This is a genomic window from Pseudomonas sp., from assembly GCF_048265905.1.
GTDB lineage: Bacteria > Pseudomonadota > Gammaproteobacteria > Pseudomonadales > Pseudomonadaceae > Aquipseudomonas.
The window spans coordinates 644,350-669,844 of record NZ_JBLXAP010000001.1 but is presented as its reverse complement, the minus strand read 5'-3'; the positions used below and the strand labels follow the sequence as shown (position 1 = coordinate 669,844).

Genomic DNA, 25,495 nt, shown 5'->3' with positions numbered 1-25,495 from the left:
GACGCATGGCTACTCAAGACATCATCGCCCGCTCCGCCACCACGACCCATTCGCCGTCCATTCGGCAGATTGACGAGGTGGCCAAACTCATCGACGTGTCCAAGTGCATCGGCTGCAAGGCTTGCCAAGTGGCGTGCTCGGAATGGAACGACCTGCGTGACGAGGTCGGTCATAACCACGGCACCTACGAAAGCCCGGCAGACCTCAGCGCCGACTCCTGGACCCTGATGCGTTTTGCCGAGCACGAAGACGAAGCAGGCAAGCTCGAATGGCTGATTCGCAAGGACGGCTGCATGCACTGCGCCGAACCGGGTTGCCTGACCGCGTGCCCGAGTCCGGGGGCGATTGTGCAGTACGCCAACGGTATCGTCGATTTCAATCAGGACCACTGCATCGGTTGCGGTTACTGCATCACCGGTTGCCCATTTGATGTGCCGCGTATCTCGAAAAAAGATAACAAGGCCTACAAATGCAGCCTCTGTTCAGACCGTGTTGGCGTAGGTCAGGAGCCGGCCTGCGTCAAAACCTGCCCAACTGGCGCGATTGTCTTCGGCACCAAGGAAGACATGAAGGATCACGCCGCCGAGCGCATCGTCGACCTTAAATCACGTGGCTATGAAAACGCCGGTTTGTATGACCCGCCAGGTGTCGGCGGCACCCATGTGATGTATGTGCTGCACCATGCTGACAAGCCAGCGCTGTACTCCGGCTTGCCTGCGGACCCAACCATCAATCCGATGGTTCAGGTCTGGAAAGGCGTGGCTAAGCCATTGGGGTTACTGGCAATGGGCGCAACTGTATTGGTCGGCTTCTTCCACTACTTGCGTGTTGGGCGCAACGTGGTTGAAGAGGACGAGCATCCTGCAGCTGTCGACACGGCCGTGCACAAGGTTGATCCAGCGGTGCATGAATTCGACCCTAAAGCCCCGCGCTGAGTGAAATGATCAATCTCTGCAACGGCGCAGGTCGATGCAGAGGTTAGAAGGAGTCAAGATGAAACATGACATCCAACGCTACACCGCAGGCGAGCGCAGCAATCATTGGGCGGTCGCGATTCTGTTTGTCCTCGCGGGTTTATCGGGGCTGGCGCTGTTTCACCCGGCCTTGTTCTGGCTGAGTCACCTGTTTGGTGGCGGGGTGTGGACGCGCATCTTGCATCCGTTTATCGGCATCGCCATGTTCCTGTTTTTCATCTGGCTGGTAATGCGCTTCATGAGCCACAACATGATCCATAAAAGGGACGTGCAGTGGCTCAAGCAAGCGGGCGATGTGATGGCCAATCGCGAAGGAAACATGCCAGAAGTCGGTCGCTACAACGGCGGCCAGAAGTTGCTGTTCTGGGTATTGCTGGTGTGCATGTTGCTATTGCTGGTGACAGGCATAGTGATCTGGCGCGAGTACTTCAGCCATCTGTTTGGCATCGACATAATTCGCTTGTCTGTGCTGCTGCATGCGGTGGCTGCGCTGGTGCTGATTGTCAGCATCATCGTGCATATCTATGCCGGTATCTGGGTCAAGGGCTCGGTCGGCGCGATGCTTACCGGCTGGGTTAGCAAAGGCTGGGCGCGCAAGCATCACAGCCTTTGGTATAAAGAAGTCGAGAAGGGCGAGAACAAACATTGAGCCAAGGTGGCGTGCGGGTGCATTGCACTCGCATACCGCTCGCTTTCATATTGAGTTGCGACTGCACTCATTAAGCTGTTTTGCGAAAGGAGTCCTGCGTGTCAGGCAGAATATTAGAGCGCGGCGAAATCGAAGCGTCGGCAAATATCCCCCCGTTTCTCAATCCCTCTACCCCAGCATTATTTCAGCGCCGTGCTGAGCGCTTTAAAACCCTCGCTCAGAACCACCCACTGAGCGGTTATCTACTGCTTATGGCGCAGCTCTGCGAAGCACAACATCGGGCGCTCGCGGCGCTGCCTGCCTTGCCGGGGCCAGACCAACGTGCGTTGGACCTGAGTCGTGAACATCGCATGCCGCCTCTGGCGTTCGAGGCATTGGTCCGTGGCGATGATTGGCTGCAAGCGCTGGATAAAGTGCTTGAGCAGTTCAGCGTGCAAGACAACCCTGCCGTTACGGCGGCGCTGCAACAGCTGACCCAAGCGGATAGCGGCCAGCGCAAGGCGTGGGCGGTGAACCTGTTAAGCGGCCAGTTTGATTTGCTGCCCGCAGCCGTGGTGCCATTTCTCGGTGCTGGGCTGCAGGTGGCGTTTAGTCATTGGCTGCTGGCATTGCCAGAAGGCACCTTGTCTGAGCGCGAAAGCTGCACTCAATGCCCAGCCTGTGGCTCGCCACCTGTTGCCGGCATGATTCGCCATCGTGGCAAGCAGATTGGCTTACGTTACCTGACCTGTTCGCTGTGCTCCTGTGAGTGGCATTACGTGCGGGTTAAATGCAGCCACTGTGAAGAGAGCAAGCAACTCGCTTACCTGTCGCGTCAGCTTGATGATGCAAAGCCCGAGGCCGCACCCATTCGTGCAGAGGTTTGCCCGAATTGTCAGGGCTACTTGAAACACTTCTACCTTGAATACGACAGCGAGGCAGATGCTTTGGCTGATGATCTGGCCAGCCTTGATCTGGATATGATGGTCGCCGACGCAGGCTATATGCGCCGGGCGCCAAACCTCTTGCTTGCCCCCGGCGCGGAATGAGAGCCTACACTGAGGTGTGCCCCATACGTTAAGGACGCTTGATGACGCCTGTTCGTCTACCTTCTGTCGACCGCTTGCTGCGCAGCCCGGCTATCGCGCCACTGCAACAACGCTATGGCCGCGAAGCCATGCTCAAAACCCTTCGCGACCTGCTCGATGAGCTACGTGAGCCTGCACAAAATGGTGCCTTGGCTGCCATTGAACTCAGCGAGGCAGTGCTGGCCGGGCGAGTCGGGGAACGTCTCGCTGCGCAGCACGCCAGTAAAATTCGCCGGGTGTTCAATCTCACGGGCACCGTGTTGCACACTAATCTGGGTCGCGCCTTATTGCCGGAAGTGGCCATTGAAGCCGTCAGCCTCGCCGCACGTTATCCGCTCAATCTTGAATTCGATCTTGCCACCGGCAAACGCGGCGACCGTGATGACTTGATCACCGGTCTGATCCGCGAGCTGACCGGCGCCGAAGCGGTAACTGTGGTCAACAACAACGCCGCAGCGGTACTGCTCACCCTCAACAGTCTGGGCGCCCGCAAGGAAGGGGTGATCTCACGTGGCGAGTTGATCGAGATTGGCGGCGCTTTTCGCATTCCCGACATCATGTCGCGCGCCGGGGTGAAACTGGTTGAGGTCGGCACCACCAATCGCACCCACGCCCGCGATTACGAAGCGGTGATCAACCCGCGCACCGGCTTGCTGATGCGCGTACACACCAGCAACTACAGCGTGCAAGGCTTTACCGCCAGCGTGCCGACGGCGCAGTTGGCCAGCATCGCCCACGCCCACAATCTGCCGCTGCTCGAAGACTTGGGCAGCGGTACGCTGGTTGATTTGACCCGCTGGGGCTTGCCCAAAGAGCCAACCGTGCAGGAAGCGCTGCGCGACGGCGCGGATATTGTCACTTTCAGTGGCGACAAACTCCTCGGCGGCCCACAAGCTGGTTTGATTCTTGGCAGCCGTGAGCTGATCAACAAGATCAAAAAGAACCCGCTCAAGCGAGCCTTGCGCGTTGATAAGCTGACCCTTGCCGCGCTGGAAGCGGTGCTCAAACTCTATCGCGACCCAGACAGCCTGGCCGAGCGCCTCACCAGCTTGCGTCTGCTCAGTCGTCCGCAGGCGCAAATCATGGAGCAGGCACAACGGGTCGCCCCGCTGATCGAGCAACAGTTTGGCCAAGGCTGGCAAGTCTCGGTGCAAGCAGCCTTGGGCATGATCGGCAGCGGCGCCCAGCCGGTTGCACGCTTGCCCAGCGCAGCCATCTGCATTCGACCGCTGCAATCCAAGCGCCTGCGCGGGCGCGCGTTACGCAATCTGGAAGAAAACCTGCGCTGCTTGCCGATTCCAGTGCTCGGTCGTATCGACGATGACGCGTTGTGGCTGGATCTGCGCCAACTGGATGACGAGCCTGCATTCACCGCGCAGTTGCATCTGCTAACCGAGGATTAGACCTTGATCGTCGGCACGGCAGGGCACATCGACCACGGTAAAACCGCATTGCTGCAGGCACTTACCGGGCAGCAAGGTGACAAGCGCCCGGCAGAGCGCGAACGCGGTATCACCATTGATCTGGGTTACCTCTACGCCGATCTTGGCGATGGCCAGCTCACCGGCTTTATTGATATGCCGGGCCACGAGCGCTTTGTGCATAACATGCTCGCCGGTTCCAGCGGCATTGACCTGCTGCTGTTGGTGGTCGCGGCGGATGATGGCGTCATGCCGCAAACCCGCGAGCATCTGGAGATTGCGCAGCTTTTGGGCATCCGCCGCGCGATTGTGGCGCTGAGCAAAATCGACCGGGTCGATAGCCAGCAAGTGATCAAGGTACAGCAGCAAATCACACAACTGCTCAGCGCTGGTCCGCTTGCAGGTTCGGCGATCTATCCCGTATCGAGCGTTGCAGGTGACGGCATCGCTGAACTCCGCGAGGCACTTAAAAACAGCGCGGAGCATATGCAGCAGCGCAGTGTCAGCGGCTACTTTCGCTTGCCTGTGGATCGCGCATTCAGCGTTTCCGGGTCGGGCATTGTAGTCACGGGCACCGCCAAGGCCGGGCAGGTTGCCGTGGGCGATGAATTGACGCTCAGCCCCAGTGGCCGCAGCGTGCGCGTGCGCAGCATTCATGCGCAAAACCAACAGGCTGAGCACGCCATCGCCGGGCAACGCGTGGCGCTGAATATCACCGGCGAGCGCTTGGCGCTGGAGCATGTACGCCGCGGTGATTGGCTGCTGACGCCAGCGCTGCATGCACCGACTACACGCATTGATATCCAGCTCGAAATACTGCCCGGCGAAAGCCGCGACTTCAGCCACTGGACGCCGGTGCATGTGCATCTTGCCGCCCAGGATGTCACCGGCCGTGTGGCGCTGCTGGAAGGTACTCAGGTCGAGCCGGGTAACACCGCGCTGGCGCAGATTCTGCTGAACGCGCCGGTGCATGCAGTGCATAACGACAGGCTGGTTTTACGCGACCAGTCGGCGCAACGCACCGTGGCCGGCGGGCGGGTGCTCGACCCATTTGCCCCAGCGCGCAACCGACGCTCCGAGCCACGCTTGGCGCAACTCAATAGCCTGCTGGTTGATGAGCTTGAGGGCGCGCTACCGGCGTTGCTGCAGCGTGCATTCAATGGTCTTGATCCAACACTTATTGAGCGTCAGTTCAATCAGCCTCGGGCGTTGTGGGCGTTACCTGATGATGTGCAGGAAATCAGCACGCGACTCGGCCCCCGGTTATTCAGCCGCAGTGTTTGGCAGCAATTAACCGCGCAGTTGCTAGAAGGTTTACAGCGTTTTCATTCCGAGTGCCCGGATGAACTGGGCCCCGACCGCGACCGTTTAAGGCGTTACGCATTGCCCGTTCTAGAGCGTCCAGTGTTTATCAGCCTGCTTGAACAGCAACTTGCGTCTGGCGCCGTCGCCAACAGCGGCCCGTGGCTGCATTTACCTACGCATCAGGTGCAACTCAGCGAGACGGATGAAGCCTTGCGCGAACAACTCTGGCCATTACTGCTCGCCGGAAAATTCGACCCACCTTGGGTGCGCGACCTGGCCAGCACCTTGCAACAGCCAGAGGCTGACGTGCGTTTACTGCTGCGCAAATTGGCCAGGCTCGGCATGCTCCATCAAGTGGTCAAAGACCTGTTCTACCCCGAACAAAGCATCCGTCAACTGGCTGCAATCGCAGTGACTATCGAACAACAAAACGGCTCGATCAAACCCGCCATCTGGCGTGACAGCCTCAACATCGGCCGCAAGCGCAGCATTCAATTACTCGAATACTTCGACCGGATTGGCTTCACCCGAAGGCTGGTTGGCGAACGTAAAATCAGAGCGGATTCGGCGCTGGCCGAGGTCAAATAATACCGATGCAACCACTGGGTAAACCTCAGGAAATATTATGGCTTCAGCCTTCGCCCACGCAGTCGTGCCACTGGTTGTTTACGCCGTCTTCAAAGGCGAGTCGATGAACCTGCGTTTGCTGGTGCTGGCGATTGTCTTGGCCATCGCACCTGATGCAGACGTACTGGCTTTCAAGTTCGACGTAGCCTATGGCTCGGAATGGGGACACAGAGGTTTTACCCACTCATTATTTTTTGCTGGCTGCATAGCGGCTTTCTTCACGCTGTTCGCCAAGCAGCTTCAATCAAGCCCCTTGATCGTCTTCTTCATGTGCTTCACCGCCTGCGCTTCGCATGCCGCCTTGGATGCGATAACCAATGGCGGGCAAGGTATAGCCTTGTACTGGCCGTTTAGTCAGGAGCGCGTGTTTTTCCCGTTCAGACCGGTACAGGTATCGCCAATAGGCGTTAGCGCTTTTTTCACCGACAGAGGGCTCAGAGTGATCGCCTCTGAAATGGTTTGGATATTTATTCCGGGGGTTGTGATTGGTTTGGTTGGCGTTTTAGTAAGGCGGAAACTGAGTTAACGAAGGTGAAGTGACTTGTTATTTGATGTGAGCCAAGTAATAGCCCATGCAATGGGCAGCCAATTGCAAAATGATTGGCCAGGGTTTTCAAAAAATGTTGGGCAGCGATCAGTTCAAGCTGCATCGATGGGTTATGCTCGGTTTGACGCTTTGGGGCACTAGGGCGAGTGCCGAGCAGGACACTTGAATCAACATGGAAGGCAATCACGCCCGGTGGCGTGGCCGGGCTTCAAACCCGGTAGGGGACGGCAGCCGTTCCTAGGTGGGTTCGACTCCCACTGCCTTCCGCCATTTTTTGCTTCTACCGAGGGTCGGTCATAGGGGTAAGTGGTGTTTGAATTGAAGGTGGTCAAAAAAACGTGGTCTGTCCCCTATTGTTCTATTGTTATGCTTTGTTAAGCTTTTCTGACGTCCAGTTATATATAGAATGTTTCGCAACGCCCAATAATAACTCGTAATTAGGAAGGATTACTTCCTTAATGTTATAACCATCATACTCTCTAACTTCCTGGAAAAAACGATTTAAAGAGGGGTTGGGATCAGTATGAGGGGGTTGTTCGCCACGATGGACAAAGCACGAACGATGCGCATAGACATCAGATAGTATCAAATTAATTTCTTCTTGAGTAAAGTCATCTGGGTATTTTTCAAACCAGTGCTTACCTGTTAAATTTTCAAAATTGTGTGAAGGATTGATCTCTTTAATTGAATCAGCCATGTCCTGCATCGGATGCACAATATATTGCTCCCAATTTTCTACGGGGGCATATTGTTCTATAAACTTTACAAATCGTTCGCGTAAATATTCATTTTTCCCTCGCGAATGAAGATAAGCCTCCAAAAGAGACTGAAATAACGGATCTTCATTAGATTTTTCTTTCCACGCAGCCTCATCAGCATCCTTTCTTTTTACCTTATCCCTTTTGATTGCTTTTTGAGCAACAGACTCAATCGCTGAAACGATCAAAAGGTATGCAAGACCAAAATCATCTCTCTTTGTAATCAGGGAGAGATGAATAAGCCTCAGGCTTTGCATGACAATGCGATATATTTTGTATTCAAGAGAGAACAAAATATCAATAAGGTTTGATATCTCTTCCTTCATTTGATCTTGCTTTGACTTTGAAAGCCTTGAGTAATTAGCTCCCGGGCCAGCCACTAACACGGGATGAATAATTGCAAGCTGATGAATGTCGTGTTCCGATAATTCAGTGCGCCTACATAAGTAATCATCTCTAGTAGACTTGCATGGCTTGAGAGTTACTGCGGAAACTATTGTCGATAATGCAACTCCAAAAAGGTGTGGGTTATGAGTGCCCACCCATTCAGGATTGTTCACTTTGCTAATAAATGCTGAATAAGCTCCAGGTAAAGTTACCTCAATTGAAGGCGATACCTGAAATCTTCGTAAATTCCACTCTTCACTTATTTTAAAAGGAGTCAACAAAAAGGAATAGCTTTCTCCTTTATCGTAAGTGCGGTAGTCGTCACGCTCTCTGCGAAAAGCGTCAATGCATTCGTCGAACAAGACATGATCAGCAGTTACGGCTCTGGACACTCGTTACTCCTAAAGCTTAACGCCACCAGAACGCGCGGCTTTGTTGTGAAGGCGAAGCCGCAACGAAAAAGCCGTCGCTGTGCCTGGCATTGTTAACTATTTGGTATTGCCTCGGAAAAAGTAGTTTCACCAACGCACCAAGTTCTAATAACTCTATATCCATGCTCTGTTAAAAGTTGCTCAATAGCCGTTCTGTCAAAAACCCCATAGTATGAAGTACCTTTCGGCCCGGAATGTAAGAACCCGTACAGCAACCTCTCGCCAGATTCGTATCTTTTGAAATAGGAGCTTCTATGTTGGTTTACAAAGATAGCGAGACCGTCTTTCTTAAGAAGTCTAAATATGTGGTTCATAACGTCCGATATCGTCTCTTTGCAAGGAATTGCCGATAGTACGTTAGTGCATGTGATCACATCATACTTCGAATTATGTTCATTTAGCTTCTCGTAGGAAACAGTATTGCAGCCAGGGTAATTGGCTTCAACGTACTTCTCTACCGTAGTTTTTTCCTCTCTTATCACCTGCTTACGGCTAAGCTGTACAGCGGAGTCTACGAAAGTGACTTTCGACGCGGCTGAAACGAGAGTGTCTGAATACCTAAGTTTGCCGCACCCAAAATCTAGAATCGAAGGGGCATTATCTAATGATCCAATATAGTCGTCCACTGAAGAAGATTTCTGACTGCTAGGTTTAGCAGCGTTTTCTGTTCTTATCTCTGCCCCGCCAATAACGTAACGCATACTCATCCTTAAGCTTGGAAAAACGACCTTATAGACGGTCCTGGTATTTGATCTGCTTGATCTTTAGATTTATTAGTAACCACAAATGACCAGTGCAATATAGCAATTAAAAACACCACGCCCAAATAAATAAACAGACCGCTGTGCGGCATAGATTGATTGGCAACCCACAAAGCAATCGTTGTTATCAAGATAACCAATAAATGCTCAAAAATAACCCAAAACTGTAAAGCATAGCGCCAAAATACATGGACGTAATGTTGATCAATATTCTTTACTTCGGGGTAGTAAAGACCAGCCATAATTTCCTTTACTCGACTTCGGTTAAGCTTCTGGCTTATTCCAGTTCTTTTCAACATTGGCTTCACTATAAAGAACCTATCCCATAAATATCGTAACAATATGACCTTGGATAACTTATTGTGTACCTCAAAAATACTGCTGCACAACCATGCGATAAAAGCGCCAAATAAAGGAATGGCCCCAAACGAAAGGCACCACTCAATCAATTCTTGGTGGTCTTTTATCGGCGGGACTAACGAGCTATCAACTTCGATTTTTGGAACCAGCTCGAAGTAACGTAATGCTATCAGGAAACACAGGGTGGTAAGGAACGTCCACCTCCCAAGCTTTGAGAGCATTTGATTATAATTTTCCGGTGCTGCCATAGTTTCTAGCTCCAAAAGCCGAAGCGCCGACCTTCGTTTAAACAGTTAACGTTTGGTTAAGGGGCGGGCTTTAGCCCGTCCCGAGTGAGCGAAGCGAACGACTTGAACCACTTGTTAGGCGCGACGCAGAGCTTCAGTGAACTCATGTTCGCCTTCGGCGCCCCACCACGGAGCGACAAGCGTACCACCTAGCCCGCATAGCTCTTTCAACAGTTTGAGCAGAGCGTTGACCTCGGATGCTCCCCATGCACTGCCCATTCGGTAGTCGATGTTCAAGCTAGAGGGCATAACGAGAACTCCTAAATCGGGAAGCGTGCATTTAGCAATGGTTATGCCTGCTAGCACTACATGGAATGGTTCTGCTGATTTACAAACAACCAATGCCGCATCACCACTACCAGAGAATGGTTTTTCTTTTTTCGAAGATTTGATCCAAAGGTAGCCTCCGCCGGCCGTTACATTCCGGGCATTATTTGCGAAGAGATATTCGAAAGCTTTGGATACTTTATCTGGATTTAAATATCGCACTTCCAACTCTGGAAGAGAGCCGTCATCGGTATCAAAGTATCGGAGCAGTTTCATACAACGCCTAATAGTTGAGTGGACCGACGGCTTTATGATTGCATATTAGTGACTTCTTCATAACAACACCTCGCCCGGCCGATTCAATACGTAAATTTTCTTTATAAAACAGTTGGTTATATTCTTGCTGTTGCATACGGCCTGTATTCGCTTGACCTCCTCATTTTGTGCAACCAATAACACTGTTCAAGCATACATCTCGGGTGCGAGATGGATACCACACCAGCCAAGCCACGCCTGCGAGGACGGGTATCAGGGAGTATCAGGGGACAGGCCACGCTTTATTTTTCTGCTGCAAGCAGCAATATGGACTAATGCCAATGTGCCATACCATTCAGGCGGAGGATAGGCATCAAGAGTCTATGTGTCGAAAACGAAGGGTTTTTATGTGCAAATTCGAGCAGTGCAAAAAGCTCAAACCCTTGAATTGAGCGGGTCAGAGCAGCAATTACATAGTAAATTGTAGGGTCCAACTTCCACTGCCTTCCGCCATTTCCCTCTCTTCATTTCCCTGCACATCACAGAGCGATTACGCGCGATCGTAGTTGCTTGGGCTAGAGCTTTGGTGGACAAGCTTCGCGTTGTCGCACCCTACGTGGGGAAGTGTTTGGCCAGAAAACGCAGTAACAACGCGTTTACTTCTTCGGCTTTTTCGCTTTGTATCCAGTGGCCACAATCGTTTAGCTGATGTTGTTCCAGGTTGCTGACGCGGCTTGGCATGCGGCTGATTGTGTGGGCTTCGAGGGTGGCGACTGGGTCTTTGTCGCCGACCAGAAACAGGGTGGGTTGAGTGATTTTTACATCCTGCAAATGCTCGGTTTTTTGCCAGTTGCGTTCGAAGTTGCGGTACCAGTTGAGGGCGCCGCGAAAGCCGTGTTCGCGGAAGGTTTCGACATAGACCTGAAAGTCTTTTTCGCTGCACCATTCGGGCAGCTCATTGGGTGTTTCGATGCCGTCGAATAATTTGCTATCGGCGGGGCGCTCTTGCAGCAGCAAGTCGCTGGAGCTGGCGCCTTGCATAAAGATGCGCAGGCTACGTGCGATATCGGCATCCAGTTCCTGTTCAGCCACGCCAGGCTGTTGAAAGTAGACGATGTAGTTGAAGCGCTCGGCAAACAACTCGCGCATGACGTCGATTGCCGGGCGCTTGCCGCGTCCGGCGAAAGGCACGGACATGGTCACCAGCGCGCTAACCCGCTGCGGTTCGAGTTGGGCGAGGTGCCAGGCGACCATCGCGCCCCAATCGTGGCCGACAATGCAGGCATTATGCTGATTGAGTGCGGTCATGCAGTCTTGGATATCTGCGCAAATCGTCAGAACGTCGTAAGCGCTGACTTCCTGCGGGGCGTCACTGCGGCCGTAGCCGCGCATTTCCGGGATAAACACGCGGTAACCTGCAGCGACCAGCACCGGTATTTGCTCGCGCCATGAATGCCAGCATTCGGGGAAGCCGTGCAATAGCCAAACTGGGCGACCATTTTCAGGGCCCGCCATATGCACATGCAGGTTGATACCGTTAACTGCCAAGTCTTGCGTTTGCATGCCGATGTCCTCGCGATTGCCGATGTGGCTCAAGCTAGCAGAGGGTGGCTTTCAGACTAAGCAGCATTCATCAGTCGAATGGTGGATAACGCGATGGGTTGCCTGCTTCAGCGCAGTGCTTGAACGCCGTCATCATCTGGATTGAAGCCATCCAGGCGCATGCGTTCGGTGAAGGCCGCCAAGGCTGCATCGCCACTCAACAGTTGCTGGCGGGCGTTGGCCCAATCGCTGGGCTGCAGGCGGATCATCCAGCCTGCGCCGTAGCAATCCTGATTGATTAGCGCAGGGCGGCGCACAACTTCGCTATTACTGGCGATGAGGATGCCTGCAATCGGTGAGCGTGCCGAGGATGCGGCTTTGGCAAACTCGACGATGCCGAAGCTGCGGTCCGCCTCGATGGTTTGGCCGTCACGTTTGGGGGTGAAGGCGAATATCTGACCGTAGCTGGCGCAGCCGTAAGCACTGAGGCCAATGGTTAGCGTAGCGTCGGCTTCTTCGCGTAACCACAGGTTGTGGTCGGGTGCGTAGAGCAGGTCATCGGGGAATTCCAAACCGTTCAGTTTCATAGGCTCAGGACTTTGTCGTATTCAATAATCATCTGTGCCAGCTCGCCACCGCTGGCGATTTCATCCAGTTCGGGGATGAGGCTGCTTTCGTCAATTACAACGCCCGGTGCTCGGCACATTAACAGGCGCACACCTGCGCTTTTTGCCTGCTGGATAAAGTGCCTGACGGGTTCGCCGTCTGTGGCGGCATACAGGTTATCGGCCACTTCAGCTCGCGCCAACTGCGCCGCTTCACCACTGAGGAACATCGTCACTTGTGCATCCATGCAGGCCAGTAGTGTGGCGGTGTAAAACGGCGCCGCACAGCGTGCAGGTGTACTTGGGCCGCTGTTGACCACAATCAATACTCGCTGGATGGCGGTGTCGCTCATAAGACTTTGTCCATCTGAATTAACGCGACGCGTTGCCCGTCCGGAGCTTCGCGTTCGACGATGGCGTACGGGTCATAACCCATTTGGCTGTAGAGTAGCAGGCCTGCAGTATTGCCATTGAAGCATGACAGGCGCATACGTTTGGCCTGCTGATGAGTGCGGGCTCGTTCTTCCATCACTTGTATCAGATAGCGCGCGACGCCTTGACCGCGTGTGTTGGGTGAAACCATCACATTGCCAAGCGCGCAATAGAGGCCCGTTTGCCATTGATAAAAGTTGGCGAAACCGACCACTTCATTGTTGAGCAAGACAACCGTGCTGTCGCGGCGATTGCTAATCGCATCAGCGATTTGAGCAGGCGTTAGCGGCCAACTCGCCTTGGGGTAGCAATAGAACAGCTCAGTGGCGCTCCGGACAAAAGTGGCAACGGTGAGTAGATCCCGTTCCTCTGCAGGCCGCTGGCTGAGCCGGTGGGGGTTGGATATTGTGATCAATGCGGTGGGTACTGACTGAGCACTTTGGTCACCGTCTCGCGGATCGCGGCTTCGCGTTCGGTTGGGCTAAGCGCATTACGCGGCATGACTTGCTGGGCGCTGCCACGCCACACCAGTTTTTTGTCTTTGCCGTCGTAGAGATCTACCTGCAAGGTGCCGACCTTGTAATCGACAGTCTGGGTTTCGGTGTAGATCGGGCCACCCCAATAACCACCGCCCCACGCGTTATTCCAACCGCCACCGTAGTTGGTGGTGTAGAGGTTTTGCCGGTCATCGACTATCAGTGCGACTTGAACACTGAGATCGGCTTTCGTGTTGGCAGGCGCTTCACGTAAGCCGCGCTGTTCAAATTGATCTTTTACCGCATCACGGATGCGTTGCTCTGTCAGATCGCTTTTTAGGCGTGGATCATCTGGCGAGTAGGTCAGTGCCGGGCTTTGCCAAGACCAGCTTTGGTAGCTGGCAAAGTCTCGGTTGGGGTCGTAGTCGCGGTCAATTTGAATGCTTTGACAGGCACTCAGCAGCAAGATGCTGGCGAGTAATAATATATGGCGTTTCATTCTTTATCTCCGACGACCACTTAGGGTGTGTTGTCTTATGCAAGCGCGGCCCATGCCGTCAAACCAGTATCGAGTGTTGCAATCTGTGTTGCTCAATCCGGCGGGTAGTTTGAGAGCGCGTTGTGCAACGCTTCTCGTAGCGCCTTATTGCGTTCACTTTCATCACTGCCGCTAAGAGCCTCGGCGCTGCCACTCCAGATAGGCTGGCCATCGCGGCTGTCGTAAAAGTCTACACGCACGACGGCGACCTCTTCCTGATACGTGCGCACGATGGGCACGCTACCGTAAGCGCCGTAACGGTCATAGTGATCATAATAGCCACTGCCTGTGCCGTAGTAGACACCGCCGCGGTCGTAAGACTGGCGCAGCCGGGTTTCTAGTCGCACGCTGGCGCTGACCCATAAGTCTGCGGTTTTACCGCTTTGCACCGGGCGTAAGCCTGCGCGGTCGAGGCTGTTACTGACTGCACTGCTAATCATTGCACTGCTCGCCCAGGCGCTGCCCGCGGGTAGCTGCTTGTTGGTCCAGCTCCAACTGCGATAACGGCCGTAGTCGCGTGTAGGAGCCGGGTAGGCGCTTAGATCAATCTGCCCGGCCGCATGTGCAGGCGCTGGCGGCAGTGGTGTTGAGGATGAGCTGTAGGGATTGCTTGACTGGCAGGCCGCAAGGCCGAGCAGAGCTGTCAGGCTGAAGATTAAGCTGACTGCACGATGCATCTTGCGACTCCTTATTGACGTGGACGGCACACCCAATGCAAATAGCGGCCTAAGCCTGCAAATGTGGGATGACGTCGGTAAGCCAGTTCCATCTCTAAAAGGTCGATTAGCTCTGCCTTTAGCTGAAAGTCCCGTGGCATGTAGTCATGGAAAACACGCACACCACTCTGTGTTTCGACTTGCCATTCTACGCTAAGTTGCGCTGCCAACTCATGAGGGTCGACAGGACGCTGCGGCGTCAGGCTTTGTTTTTCACCGGCAAACTCAGCTTTGCGTAACTTACGGAAATGGCCTTTGAGCAGGTTGCGGTAGATCAACGCGTCTTTGTTGTAAAACGCCAATGACAGCCAACCATTCGGCGCCGTCAGTTGATGCAGCACGGGTAGGATTGCGTGCGGCTCGGCCAGCCATTCGAGCACCGCGTGACAGATAACGAGGTCATAAGGTTGATTGCATTGGCCAAGCAAGTCTTGCCATGGCGCTTGGATGAACGTGGCCTCAACGCCTGCCTCGGCGAACCGTTCACGGGCGCCGTTAAGCATCGGCTCGGCAGGTTCGGCAAGCGTGACTTGATGACCTCGTTGCGCCAGCCACAAAGACATATGGCCCAGGCCCGCGCCGATATCAAGCACGCGCAACGGCCGATCGGGCAGGGCTTCGGCGAGGTCTGCTTGCAAAACCGCAAGCCGAATTGCACCTTTTGCACCGCCGTAGATTTTTTCTGCAAAGCGGGTGGCGAGCTCATCAAAATGACGATCTTTCACTATGCAAACCGCCTTTCGCTGTCCGCAAGTTTGGCCCGTACGACCTGTTCCATATCCAAACCCAACTCGCTGCACAGCAGCAGTAAATAAAGCACGATGTCACCGACCTCCTGACCCGCGTGTTCGAGCACATCATTTGATAGCTCATGGGATTGCTGTTCAGTCAGCCACTGGAAGATTTCAACCAGCTCAGCCATTTCGACGCTTGCAGCCATCGCCAGATTCTTAGGACTGTGAAACTGCTTCCAATTGTTACGGTCGCGAATTGCGTGCAGGCGGTTGGTGAGTTCGGTGATATTCATGCTGTGCTCCTTGAAGGCGCATAGCTTGAGATGGATCGTGCGGCGGTGCAAGCCGCTTGAGCTTACTTCGGCGGTAGTACTTGAAATCAATGGTTTAGCGGCTGCCAATTGCCATGCAAATGCAACACATCATCAGAGCTGGCCAAGGTGAATTGCCCAGTTGTGGCGTCGGCACTTGATTCAAGAGTGACGTCGCCTGGCAGTAACAGCGGTTTTTTGAAGCGCACATCAACCTGATAGCCACTGTCTGGAAGTTGATCGGCAAGATCGGCCAGCACTCGGCCTTTGTTCCACAGGCCGTGGGCGATTGCGCGCGGGAAGCCAAAGAGCTTGGCGCTCAGTGCTGACAAGTGAATCGGGTTGTAGTCGCCAGCGACTCTCGCGTAGCGGCGGCCGATATCGCTTGGTGCGTGCCACTGACCCCGCTTGGTCAGCGGTACATCCGGTAGTTCCAGTGGCGCTTCAGGGCTGCCGTCCAGCTTAACGCCGCGACAAAGTATTCTGCTGTCACCTCGCCAAAGTAGGCCGAGTTGGTCTTCTAAACGGGTAATAACGCTGAAAATGGCGCCTTTGTCATGAGGTTTCAGGTTTTCGACATGCACGCTGATGGTGAAGGGGCCAAGCCCCGCGAGCGGGCGTAACACCTGGATACTGTTTTCAAGGTGTACCAGGCCGAGCACAGGGAACGGAAAGCGTTTATCGGTGAGTAGTTTCAGTTGCAGGGGGAATGCCAGCACATGCGGGTAGGCGGGCGGCAGTAGACTGGAGTCAGCTGCGCCGCAGACTTTGCGGTAGGCCGCAAGATTCTGTGGATCGATGCTGGTATGCGTCCGCAAGCCAAGGTTTGGCAACTCTTTACCCGTAGATCCACGTCGCAAGAGCGCCTGCAACAATAGTCCGGGCAGTGCCGGCACAGTATCAAGGTCAAGCCATTGGATCGTCATAGTGTGCGCCTCCATAAAACGCTGACAGCAGCTTAGTAGCTGCGAAACCTCACGCATTGGCCTCTTCGCTTTAGCATTCGTCAGGCCAGTCAATAGCACTTTGGACAATGGTTATTCCGTTGCCGTTCGTTAGTCGGGCAAGATGGCTGCTTGAGCCCGCCTGGTAAAGCTGCCTAAGATGTAAGGCACTTCATAAGTACTCATAAGAAGTCTTAAGCATGCGCGATCTTACGGATGATATTGCGTTGATGCGGCCTGTACTCGCCGCATTACAAGCCAGTGGAACTGACCCGGCCAAGGTTTTGGCGCGTATCGGTTTAGAAGCAGGAGAGTTGCCGCCTAAACGCTTTTCTCATGCGCTTCAGGAAATGTTTTGGCAGGCGGTGATTGATGAGACCGGGGAAGACCATGCCGGGTTGTTTCTTGTCGAACATTTGCCCATCTATCAAGGCTTGTCGCTCGAATACTTATTCCTTTCGAACCAAACCTTCGGCGCAGGCCTGCGCCATGCCTTGCGCTACATACGCCTTCTTTCCGATACGTTGAATGCACGCCTTGATGCTGAAGGTGATCGTGCAGTTTTGACTTTGGCTGTGGACAGTGGTGTGTCGCGTCACTTTCCAGAGATGCTTGCCGGAGCAGTCATCCGTTTGTTCAACGCATTAACCGAAGGTGAGTTTACGCTTTACGAGGTGCATTTCATTCACGAGCAGGGCGCCTCTAGTGAACAATATCGAGCCGTTTATGGCTGTCCTGCGCATATGGGTAGCGAGCGTTATGCACTGGTGTTTGACAGTGCAATCCTGAACAGGTCTTCAGCGCTAGCGCAGCCTGAATTGCTACAAATGCACGACTCTTTGGCGCAGCGCCAACTCAGTGAGATTGAACGGCTTGATCTGGTCAACTCAGTCCGTGATTTGATTGCGGAGCTGGTGATTGAAAACCGCGCCACACTGGAGCAGGTCTCGCTGCGCTTGAGTATGCCTGCGCGGCGTTTGCGCGAACGTCTGACCATCGCCGGAGTGCGCTTCAATGATCTGGTCAGTGATTATCGGTGCCGTCTGGCCAAAGACCTGTTGCTCAATACTGATGAGCGCATTGAGGTGATTGTCGAACTCACGGGGTTCTCTGAGCCGAGTACGTTTTATCGAGCATTCAAACGTTGGGTTGGTGTAACCCCGGTTGAATATCGCAACCGGAGAAAGGCTTGAATCAAGCTTTGGTTAGCGCTGCACGAGTCTCGCACAGCGCTGGTTTTTGAGGTTGCTTAAGTCTCTGGCCCAGGGCTTAGGCGCCCAGCAGGCTTTGCCCACATACGCGCATGACCTGGCCGGTCACGGCGCCGGTGCAGGGTTGAGCAAACCATGCCACTGCTTCGGCGACATCTTGTGGCAAGCCGCCTTGGCCCATTGAGCTCATGCGCCTGCCCGCCTCACGAATGGTCAGCGGGATGGCCGCCGTCATTTGCGTTTCGATAAAGCCAGGCGCCACGGCATTGATTGTGATGCCTTGCTTGGCCAGCGCTGGCGCCCACGCCTGAGCAACACCAATGACCCCAGCTTTACTGGTGGCATAGTTAGTTTGGCCCATGTTGCCCGCAATCCCGCTAATCGAGGCAATCAAGACGATGCGCGCATTCTCATGCAGCTTCTTGGCATCGAGTAGCGCTTGAGTCAGTACTTGCGGTGCGCTGAGATTGACGTTGATCACCGAGTTCCAGAAACCATCACTCATTTTTGCCAGCGTCTTGTCGCGGGTAATTCCCGCGTTATGCACCACGATGTCTAGGCCTTCGGGTAAGGCTTCAAGCAGTGTTTCAGCGGCGTTCTCTGCACAAATATCCAAAGCAATACTGCGCCCACCCAAACGTGCGGCGAGGGCTTCGAGGTCAGCTTGTACAGCTGGAACGTCAAGTAGAACCACCTCAGCACCATCGCGGGCCAGGGTTTCGGCAATTGCTGCACCAATGCCGCGCGAGGCGCCTGTGACGAGCGCTGTTTTACCTGCCAGTGGCCGCGTCCAGTCTTTGACTTCGGCGCTACAGGCGTTGAGATGGAGCACTTGGCCCGAGACGTAAGCGCTTTTAGGTGACAGGAAAAAGCGTAACGCGCCTTCCAGTTGGGTTTCTCCACCTTTATCGACGTAGAGCAACTGCACGGTGCCACCGTGACGTATTTCTTTGCCCAGCGAGCGGGTGAAGCCTTCGAGTGACCGCTGGACGCTGGCAGCGACAGGGTCTTTAAGGCTTTGCGGTGGGCGGCCAAGTACGATCACATGCGGGCAGCTACTTAGTCCCTTGAACGTCGGCTGGAAGAAATCGCGCAGGGCTATGAGCTGCTCGAAGCGGGTTAGCTCGCTGGCGTCGAATACCAGCGCTTTGAGCTTCGGAGAATGCTCTGCGGTCCAGCGTGGAAGGTCAAATGTGCCTTCTTCATTGGCAAATATCTGGTCGCTGAGCTTGTTGGCAAAACGGCTGATGACTTGGCTCAGTTGACCGCCGCTAAGCAGTATGGCGCCATCAACTGGACGATTACGTCCGGCTGTCCAGCGTTCCAGTCTTAGCGGCGCGGGTAGGCCGAGGGCGCTAACAACACGGCGCCCGGTGGCTGAGTTGGCGAAAGATAGATAACGGTCAGACATGAAAGGCTCCTGCGAGCAGAACAAAAAAGTGAGCTGAGGGTCTTCTGAATAGCTAGCCAGCAAAGGGAGTGCAATGCGAGTTTTACCACTGTAAATGTTCGTCGCTGTAATGCACCAAGGACCAATCCAGCAATCAGAGGCTCGATTACTCTATTGTGACAACAGTATCGCGCAATTGACTTGAATCTTTATCCGGCCGGCATGCAGGCCAATGTGAAGCTGCGGCTACACGCTAGCCTATGCGACACTCCAATTTCACTTTCGCAAGGAGTCACTCATGACCCAGCTGCGTCGCGTTGCCATCATCGGTGGTAATCGTATTCCGTTCGCGCGCTCCAACACAGCGTATGCCACGGCAAGTAATCAGGAAATGCTCACCAGTGCGCTGAGCGGTCTGGTTGAACGCTTTAACTTGCATGGTGAGCGTATGGGGGAAGTGGTTGCTGGCGCCGTACTCAAGCATTCGCGGGACTTCAATCTGACTCGTGAGTGCGTTCTTGGCTCATTGCTTGCCCCGGAAACACCTGCTTACGATATTCAACAAGCCTGCGGTACAGGGCTTGAAGCCGCGCTGCTGGTTGCCAACAAAATTGCCTTGGGGCAAATCGAGTGCGGCATCGCTGGCGGCGTTGATACCACCTCCGATGCGCCTATTGGGGTCAACGAGGGGTTGCGCAAGATTCTGCTTGAAGCTAATCGCAGCAAATCCACCGCTGACAAGATCAAAACCCTGCTGAAAATTCGCCCGCGTCATTTGTCACCGTCACTGCCGCGCAATGGTGAGCCGCGCACGGGCCTGTCGATGGGTGAACACTGCGAGCTGATGGCTCAAACATGGTCGATTCCACGCGATGAGCAAGATCAACTGGCGGTCGCCAGCCACCAGAAAATGGCGGCGGCTTACGCTGACGGCTGGCAAGATGATTTGCTGACGCCGTTTCGCAGCCTGACTCGCGATAACAATCTGCGGCCTGATATCAACATCGAAAAGCTCGCTACCCTCAAACCGGTATTTGAGCGCAGTTCGCGCGGCACTCTGACCGCTGCAAACTCAACACCCCTGACCGACGGCGCTTCACTGGTGCTGCTTGCCAGCGAAGAGTGGGCAAAGGCACGTGGCCTGCCTATTCTGGCTTACTGGCGTGACGGTGAAGCTGCGGCGGTGGATTTTGTCGACGGTGCTGAAGGTTTGCTCATGGCGCCGGTCTACGCGGTGCCAAGGTTGCTGGCGCGTAACAATCTGACGTTGCAGGATTTCGATTACTACGAGATTCATGAAGCCTTTGCTGCGCAAGTTTTGTGCACCCTCAAAGCTTGGGAAGACCCGGAGTATTGCAAGGCGCGCCTAGGCTTGGACAAGCCGTTGGGTTCGATTGATCGCAGCAAGATGAATGTCAAAGGCAGTTCACTGGCGGCAGGCCATCCATTTGCGGCAACCGGTGGGCGTATTATCGCCAATTTGGCCAAGCTGCTTGCGGCTGCAGAGCAAACTGAGGCGCGCGGTTTGATTTCGATTTGTGCCGCAGGCGGGCAGGGCGTGACGGCAATTCTAGAGAAGTAATTATGAGATGACTGGAGTTGCTTACAGGAATATCGCTGATTAATTTAGCGGCGCCTCACAAGGCGCCGTTTTTGTACCCGCCGTTGGCGCCTAAGCACAAATGATTTTGGCCACAAGGACTAAGCTGCAATTAGTTAACAAAGGGCGACTTCGCTAAGGGTCTGGTTGATGGCGCGTATCGGTGGGTTGCTACTGTGCTGGTTGCTATGTTTCTCGGTGCACGCTGCACAGGTGCCGCTAAGTGATGAGGATCAAGCCTGGATAAAGGCCAATCCGGTTATCCGTGTGGGTGTCGAGCGAGATGGCTGGGCACCTTTTGATGTGATTGACGAGCAGGGTAAATACACCGGTCTAAGCGGCGAATATCTGCAACTACTCAGCAAGCGTCTGGATATGCGTGTTGAGGTGGTGCTGTTTGATAGTTGGGACGCTGCAATCGCAGCGTTTAAAGCTGATGAAATCGATCTGCTGCCTTCTGTGGTTCGAACCCCCGAGCGCGAGAGGTTCATGCGTTTTACTCAGCCGTACGTTGTCAGCAGCAGTTTAGTCTTCACTCGCTCCGATGACCGCGTGCAAACACTCTCCGACTTGAAGGGGCGTCGGGTCGCGGTTGAGCGTGGCTACGTGGTTGAGGAGGGGCTCAAAGCCAAAGTACCCAATATCAAACTGATGCGCGTCGATACCACCCGCGATGCGTTGCAGGCCTTGTCATCCGGGCGCGTCGATGCCTATGTCGGCGATATGATCGTGGCCAGCTATCTGATTCGTGAACTCAATCTGACCAATATTGAGGTCCGCGCTGAATCAGGCTTAACCAACAGTGAATTGACCTTTGCGGTGCGCATGAGTGCGCCAGAGTTACAGCGGGTAATGGATGAAGCGTTGCTGACCGTCACTGACGAAGACACGGCAGCGATTAAAGCGCACTGGTTGCCCGCGCTGACCGAGTTTAACTGGCAGCGTTTGATGATGGTTGGCTGGCCATATCTGCTCGGAATAATAGCGCTGATTACCTTTGTTCTGGTCTGGAACCGCCGGCTTAGTGTGCAAATCGTAGAGCGGGCGCGTGCGGAGGCAGAAGCTCAACTACAGCGGCGTACGTTGACCGCATTAATAAACGCGATTCCGGACCCGATCTGGTTTAAAGATGAAAAAGGTAATTACGCAGGGATTAACCAAGCCTGCGCCGAGTTGTTCGGCCTGACTCGCGAAGAGGTGCTTGGTAAAAGTGATATCGAGTTGCTGGATAGTGAATGGGCTAAAGCGCGCGCAGGTCACGATAAAGTTGCCCTGAGCCAGCAGGGTGCCTTCGAGACGGAAGGTTGGGCGCTTTATCCAGACGGGCGCCGCGTTGTGTTCGATACAGTGCGGACAACCTTTCAGGATGATCAAGGCGCGCTGCTGGGCTTGGTTGGAGTGAGCCGCGATATCACCGTGCGCAAGCAAGCTGAAGAAGCGCTACTGGCGGCCAAGGAGATGGCAGAGGATATCGCTCAATTGAGGTCGGATTTCCTGGCCAACATGAGTCATGAGATCCGCACTCCGATGAACGCGATTATCGGCATGTCGCATCTCGCGCTGCGCGCCGACCCTTCGCCGCGGCAGCGTGATTACCTCAACAAGATTCAGCAGTCCGGACAGCACTTGCTGGGGATCATCAATGACATCCTCGATTTTTCGAAAGTCGAAGCTGGTGAATTGAAGATTGAGCACATCGACTTCGACCTGTTCCAAGTGCTGGAGAATGTCGCCAACCTGATAGGTGACAAGGCCAATGAAAAAAACCTTGAATTGATTTTTAACCTTGACCCGGCAGTGCCGCAATTTTTGGTGGGTGACCCGCTACGCTTGGGACAAATTCTGATTAACTTGGCCAATAATGCGGTTAAGTTCACTGATAACGGGGAAATTGAGCTGCTAATCCGTGTCGATCAGCGCAGCAGCAGGGAAGTGTATATTTACTTTGCCGTGCGCGACACCGGCATTGGTATCAGCCCCGAGCAGATCGGTCGACTGTTTCAGTCATTCCAGCAGGCAGATACCTCAACCACACGTAAATATGGTGGCACCGGCCTTGGTTTGGCGATTTGTAAAAAACTGATTGAAGCAATGGGCGGTGAGGTCGGTGTCGAGAGCGAGCAGGGCAAAGGCAGCCTGTTCTGGTGCTCTGTGCCGTTTGGTGTCGTACTTGAGCAGGATACGCCACGGGATGAGCCAGTTCTGCTGAAGGACAGACGCGTGCTGGTGGTGGATGACAACAATACCGCACGTCAGGTGCTGCATGGATTGTTGAGTAACCTGGGGATGGCGGTTGATGTGGTCGAATCAGGTGTTCAGGCACTCAGCCAAATTCAGCACGCAATCGATCAGTGTTCACCTTATGAGTTGGTGATGATTGATTGGCAAATGCCGGTGATGGACGGCATCGAGACAACTCGGCGTTTGCGCGCACTTGAGCTGCAAAATGCCCCGCGAGTATTGATGGTCACGGCGTATGGTCGTGAAGAACTGCTGTTCAGCGCCAAGGCAGCGGGGATTGATGGTGTGTTGTTCAAGCCGGTCAATCCGGGGTTGCTGCGTGAAGCTGTTTTACGCAGTTTGAACGCAGAATCGCCCGATTCTGCGATCAGTTCATCGCGTAACCGGAGCTCGTTCCCCGACTTTAATGGACAGCGTGTGTTGCTGGTTGAGGATAACGAACTCAATCGTGAGGTGGCCGCAGGCCTATTGGAAGAAAGCGGGATGCTGATCGAGCACGCTGAGCATGGCGGTATCGCCTTGGATAAGCTGCGCGCCAACCCTGATGGTTATTACTCATTGGTGTTGATGGATATGCAGATGCCCGTGCTTGACGGTATAGGCGCCACTCAAGCGATTCGTAAAGAGTCACGGTTTGCAACGTTGCCGGTGATCGCAATGACTGCAAATGTACTGCCTACGGCCCGTGAGGATTGTATTCGTGCAGGTATGAATGACCACGTCGGCAAGCCAATCGATCCTCAGGAATTGTGGGCGACGTTGAAGCGTTGGCTGGTTATAAAAGAGCCAAATTTGCAGCGTACTGTTGCAACGGCTGCCACAAGTAAACCCAAGGCAGCCGAGACCGTACCGGTTACTCACAACTGGTATTTGCCTGGCGTCGATGTTGTCACTGGTTTGCGCCGTGTGTTGGGCAAAGTGGAGCTTTATCAACGTTTGCTTACAAAGTTTGCCGGTAGCCAACATGATGTGCCCGAGCAAATCCGCGCAGCCATGTTGGCCGGTGAGCATGAGGCGGCAGAGCGCCTTGTTCACTCGCTCAAAGGGTTGGCTGGTAATTTAGGTGCCGATGATCTGCTGGCCAAGGCGGGAATGCTGGAGTCGGCAATCCAGGATCCCGAGCACCGGCAATTGGATGTGCATTTGCAAAGTGTGCAAAACAGTGTGCGTGAACTCATTGCGGCAATCATCAAACAGTTCCCAGAGGCGCCGCCGCTCGATGAGACACCCGTGGATCAAGCCAGAATGCGTGAGGTATGTATGGAGCTTGAGCGCTTGCTGATCGAGGATGACCCTCGCGCAAGTAAGTTTTTGGAAGCGCAAGCTATTGAATTGCGCAAGTTTTTCAAGGATGACTATGATTCATTGGCGAGTGCCATACGTGCTTATGATTTTGTTCGCGCGCTCAGTGTAGTTCGCGATCGCAGCCGCGGCGATACTTGAGGTATTAGGGAGGAATCATGATGGACGATAGTTTGAATTACCCAGATCAGCCGCTGGTACTTGTTGTCGACGATGTTCCTGAAAACCTTGAGCTGATGAGTGAGTTACTGCTCGACAGCTACCGGGTCAAGGTCGCAAGTAGCGGCCTCAATGCATTGCGTATTGCGGCCAGTGATACGCCGCCTGATCTAATCCTGCTCGATATCACCATGCCCGGCATGGATGGTTATGAGGTCTGCCGGGCGTTAAAGAACAACCCGCAGACGGCAGGTATCCCAGTGATCTTCCTGACCGCGAAGAGCGAGTTGGCCGATGAGCAGCTTGGCTTCGACTTGGGCGCAGTTGATTACATCACTAAGCCGATCAGCCCGCCAATTGTGTTGGCGCGGGTTCAGTCGCACTTGCAACTCAAGGTCAGCGCAGATTTTCTGCGCGATAAAAATGAGTATCTGGAGCTGGAGGTACGCAGGCGAACCCGTGAAATTGAAAAGCATCAGGAGGTCGCGATTGAAGCCATGGCCAGTTTGGCAGCCATGCGTGACAACCCGTGTAGTCTGCATTTGGCGCGAATTAAGGCCTATGTTGTCGCATTGGCGACAGCAGTAGCGCGTCAGCAGCCAGGTTTGGCGGCTGAGCTCAATGAGGAGCGAATTGCACAGTTAGGTCGCTCCGCATTGCTGCATGGTATTGGTAAGCTGGTTTTGCCCGATCGCATCCTGCTGAGTCCTACCGAGTTGAAAGGCCATGACCTCGAACTCATGCGGGGGCACGCCAAGGCTGGATATACGGCGCTGGAAGCAGCTGAACAAAAGCTCGATGGCTCGTACAGCTTTTTGAGTGACGCTAAAGATATTGTCTACAGCCAGCATGAGAACTGGGATGGCACGGGTTACCCGCAAGGGTTGCGTGGTGAGAAAATTCCACTTTCGGCGCGCTTGATGGCCGTGGCGGGGCGCTATGAGCAACTCACCAGTCATCACGCCTATCGCCAGCCTCTGAGTCACGATGATGCGATGGCGCAGATCAATGCCGCCAGCGGCACACTATTCGATCCATCGGTAGTGTTGGCTTTAATCGAGGCTGCAGATAATTTCGCCGCGATCGCTTTGTCGCTGGAGGAGGATGCTGACGCCCTCAACTTCGAACTTGAACGCCTTAACGACTCAATGGGGGAATCAATCGAGCTGAGTTTACCGGCAGACCCTCATTAGCCGTA

24 protein-coding genes and 1 tRNA gene are annotated in these 25,495 nt (G+C 54.1%); 11 read left to right on the top strand and 14 right to left on the bottom strand.

What is annotated here, in order from left to right; all coding sequences use genetic code 11:
- Positions 1–5: 5 nt before the first annotated feature.
- The 7 genes from fdxH to ACN0UH_RS03110 all read left to right on the top strand — a co-directional run bounded on the left by fdxH (position 6) and on the right by ACN0UH_RS03110 (position 6,860).
- Positions 6–935, top strand: coding sequence for a formate dehydrogenase subunit beta (fdxH, locus tag ACN0UH_RS03140; protein ID WP_417660672.1), 930 nt, complete (start codon positions 6–8; stop codon positions 933–935).
- Positions 936–993: 58 nt separating this feature from the next.
- A complete protein-coding gene (locus ACN0UH_RS03135; RefSeq protein WP_417660671.1) occupies positions 994–1,623 on the top strand; it encodes a formate dehydrogenase subunit gamma in 630 nt (209 codons plus the stop codon).
- A gap of 98 nt (positions 1,624–1,721) precedes the next feature.
- Positions 1,722–2,651, top strand: a complete 930-nt coding sequence (fdhE, locus tag ACN0UH_RS03130; RefSeq protein ID WP_417660670.1) for a formate dehydrogenase accessory protein FdhE — start codon at positions 1,722–1,724, stop codon at positions 2,649–2,651.
- A gap of 41 nt (positions 2,652–2,692) precedes the next feature.
- Positions 2,693–4,093: an L-seryl-tRNA(Sec) selenium transferase gene (gene selA, locus ACN0UH_RS03125; RefSeq protein ID WP_417660669.1), complete on the top strand. Its 1,401-nt coding sequence runs from the start codon at positions 2,693–2,695 to the stop codon at positions 4,091–4,093.
- Positions 4,094–4,096: 3 nt separating this feature from the next.
- Positions 4,097–6,004 (top strand): selenocysteine-specific translation elongation factor, encoded by a 1,908-nt coding sequence (gene selB / locus ACN0UH_RS03120; RefSeq protein WP_417660668.1) that lies wholly within the window; start codon positions 4,097–4,099, stop codon positions 6,002–6,004.
- A gap of 37 nt (positions 6,005–6,041) precedes the next feature.
- Positions 6,042–6,569 carry a metal-dependent hydrolase gene (locus tag ACN0UH_RS03115; RefSeq protein WP_417660667.1) on the top strand — a complete coding sequence of 176 codons (528 nt, stop codon included), beginning with the start codon at positions 6,042–6,044 and terminating at the stop codon, positions 6,567–6,569.
- 195 nt (positions 6,570–6,764) lie between these two features.
- A tRNA-Sec gene (locus ACN0UH_RS03110) sits at positions 6,765–6,860 on the top strand.
- A 94-nt stretch (positions 6,861–6,954) separates the two neighbouring features.
- Here ACN0UH_RS03110 and ACN0UH_RS03105 read toward each other — a convergent pair.
- The 13 genes from ACN0UH_RS03105 to ACN0UH_RS03045 all read right to left on the bottom strand — a co-directional run bounded on the left by ACN0UH_RS03105 (position 6,955) and on the right by ACN0UH_RS03045 (position 16,376).
- The gene (locus ACN0UH_RS03105) at positions 6,955–8,127 is read right to left on the bottom strand and encodes a hypothetical protein (protein ID WP_417660666.1); all 1,173 of its coding nucleotides are present in this window, start codon (positions 8,125–8,127) and stop codon (positions 6,955–6,957) included.
- A gap of 92 nt (positions 8,128–8,219) precedes the next feature.
- Positions 8,220–8,867, bottom strand: a complete 648-nt coding sequence (locus ACN0UH_RS03100; RefSeq protein WP_417660665.1) for a class I SAM-dependent methyltransferase — start codon at positions 8,865–8,867, stop codon at positions 8,220–8,222.
- 8 nt (positions 8,868–8,875) lie between these two features.
- Positions 8,876–9,535, bottom strand: a complete 660-nt coding sequence (locus ACN0UH_RS03095; RefSeq protein ID WP_417660664.1) for a hypothetical protein — start codon at positions 9,533–9,535, stop codon at positions 8,876–8,878.
- A 114-nt stretch (positions 9,536–9,649) separates the two neighbouring features.
- The gene (locus ACN0UH_RS03090; RefSeq protein WP_417660663.1) at positions 9,650–10,117 is read right to left on the bottom strand and encodes a hypothetical protein; all 468 of its coding nucleotides are present in this window, start codon (positions 10,115–10,117) and stop codon (positions 9,650–9,652) included.
- Positions 10,118–10,708: 591 nt separating this feature from the next.
- On the bottom strand, positions 10,709–11,659 hold the full coding sequence (locus ACN0UH_RS03085) for an alpha/beta fold hydrolase (protein WP_417660662.1): 951 nt from the start codon (positions 11,657–11,659) through the stop codon (positions 10,709–10,711).
- A gap of 107 nt (positions 11,660–11,766) precedes the next feature.
- Positions 11,767–12,225 carry a glycine cleavage system protein H gene (locus ACN0UH_RS03080; protein ID WP_417660661.1) on the bottom strand — a complete coding sequence of 153 codons (459 nt, stop codon included), beginning with the start codon at positions 12,223–12,225 and terminating at the stop codon, positions 11,767–11,769.
- A complete protein-coding gene (locus ACN0UH_RS03075; RefSeq protein WP_417660660.1) occupies positions 12,222–12,596 on the bottom strand; it encodes a DsrE family protein in 375 nt (124 codons plus the stop codon). Before ACN0UH_RS03075 ends, ACN0UH_RS03080 begins: the two co-directional genes overlap by 4 nt.
- Positions 12,593–13,081 carry a GNAT family N-acetyltransferase gene (locus tag ACN0UH_RS03070; protein WP_417660711.1) on the bottom strand — a complete coding sequence of 163 codons (489 nt, stop codon included), beginning with the start codon at positions 13,079–13,081 and terminating at the stop codon, positions 12,593–12,595. The genes ACN0UH_RS03075 and ACN0UH_RS03070 overlap by 4 nt, the downstream gene beginning before the upstream one ends.
- A 5-nt stretch (positions 13,082–13,086) precedes the next feature.
- Positions 13,087–13,650: a DUF4136 domain-containing protein gene (locus tag ACN0UH_RS03065; protein WP_417660659.1), complete on the bottom strand. Its 564-nt coding sequence runs from the start codon at positions 13,648–13,650 to the stop codon at positions 13,087–13,089.
- A 92-nt stretch (positions 13,651–13,742) separates the two neighbouring features.
- A complete protein-coding gene (locus ACN0UH_RS03060; RefSeq protein ID WP_417660658.1) occupies positions 13,743–14,366 on the bottom strand; it encodes a DUF4136 domain-containing protein in 624 nt (207 codons plus the stop codon).
- 11 nt (positions 14,367–14,377) lie between these two features.
- Positions 14,378–15,130: a methyltransferase domain-containing protein gene (locus ACN0UH_RS03055; RefSeq protein WP_417660657.1), complete on the bottom strand. Its 753-nt coding sequence runs from the start codon at positions 15,128–15,130 to the stop codon at positions 14,378–14,380.
- Positions 15,130–15,432, bottom strand: coding sequence for a MazG-like family protein (locus ACN0UH_RS03050; RefSeq protein WP_417660656.1), 303 nt, complete (start codon positions 15,430–15,432; stop codon positions 15,130–15,132). The genes ACN0UH_RS03055 and ACN0UH_RS03050 overlap by 1 nt, the downstream gene beginning before the upstream one ends.
- An 86-nt stretch (positions 15,433–15,518) precedes the next feature.
- A complete protein-coding gene (locus ACN0UH_RS03045) occupies positions 15,519–16,376 on the bottom strand; it encodes a MaoC/PaaZ C-terminal domain-containing protein (RefSeq protein ID WP_417660655.1) in 858 nt (285 codons plus the stop codon).
- 218 nt (positions 16,377–16,594) lie between these two features.
- Here ACN0UH_RS03045 and ACN0UH_RS03040 point away from each other — a divergent pair, with 218 nt between their 5' ends.
- Positions 16,595–17,587, top strand: a complete 993-nt coding sequence (locus tag ACN0UH_RS03040) for an AraC family transcriptional regulator (RefSeq protein WP_417660654.1) — start codon at positions 16,595–16,597, stop codon at positions 17,585–17,587.
- Between the two features lie 76 nt (positions 17,588–17,663).
- Here ACN0UH_RS03040 and ACN0UH_RS03035 read toward each other — a convergent pair whose 3' ends face one another.
- On the bottom strand, positions 17,664–19,016 hold the full coding sequence (locus ACN0UH_RS03035; RefSeq protein ID WP_417660653.1) for a 3-oxoacyl-ACP reductase: 1,353 nt from the start codon (positions 19,014–19,016) through the stop codon (positions 17,664–17,666).
- A 277-nt stretch (positions 19,017–19,293) separates the two neighbouring features.
- Here ACN0UH_RS03035 and ACN0UH_RS03030 point away from each other — a divergent pair, with 277 nt between their 5' ends.
- From ACN0UH_RS03030 to ACN0UH_RS03020, 3 genes are all read left to right on the top strand, one after another.
- A complete protein-coding gene (locus ACN0UH_RS03030) occupies positions 19,294–20,577 on the top strand; it encodes an acetyl-CoA C-acetyltransferase (RefSeq protein ID WP_417660652.1) in 1,284 nt (427 codons plus the stop codon).
- A gap of 168 nt (positions 20,578–20,745) precedes the next feature.
- On the top strand, positions 20,746–24,279 hold the full coding sequence (locus ACN0UH_RS03025) for a response regulator (protein ID WP_417660651.1): 3,534 nt from the start codon (positions 20,746–20,748) through the stop codon (positions 24,277–24,279).
- A 20-nt stretch (positions 24,280–24,299) separates the two neighbouring features.
- Complete coding sequence (locus ACN0UH_RS03020) at positions 24,300–25,490, top strand: HD domain-containing phosphohydrolase (RefSeq protein ID WP_417660710.1); 1,191 nt, start codon at positions 24,300–24,302, stop codon at positions 25,488–25,490.
- The last annotated feature ends 5 nt before the right edge of the window (positions 25,491–25,495 follow it).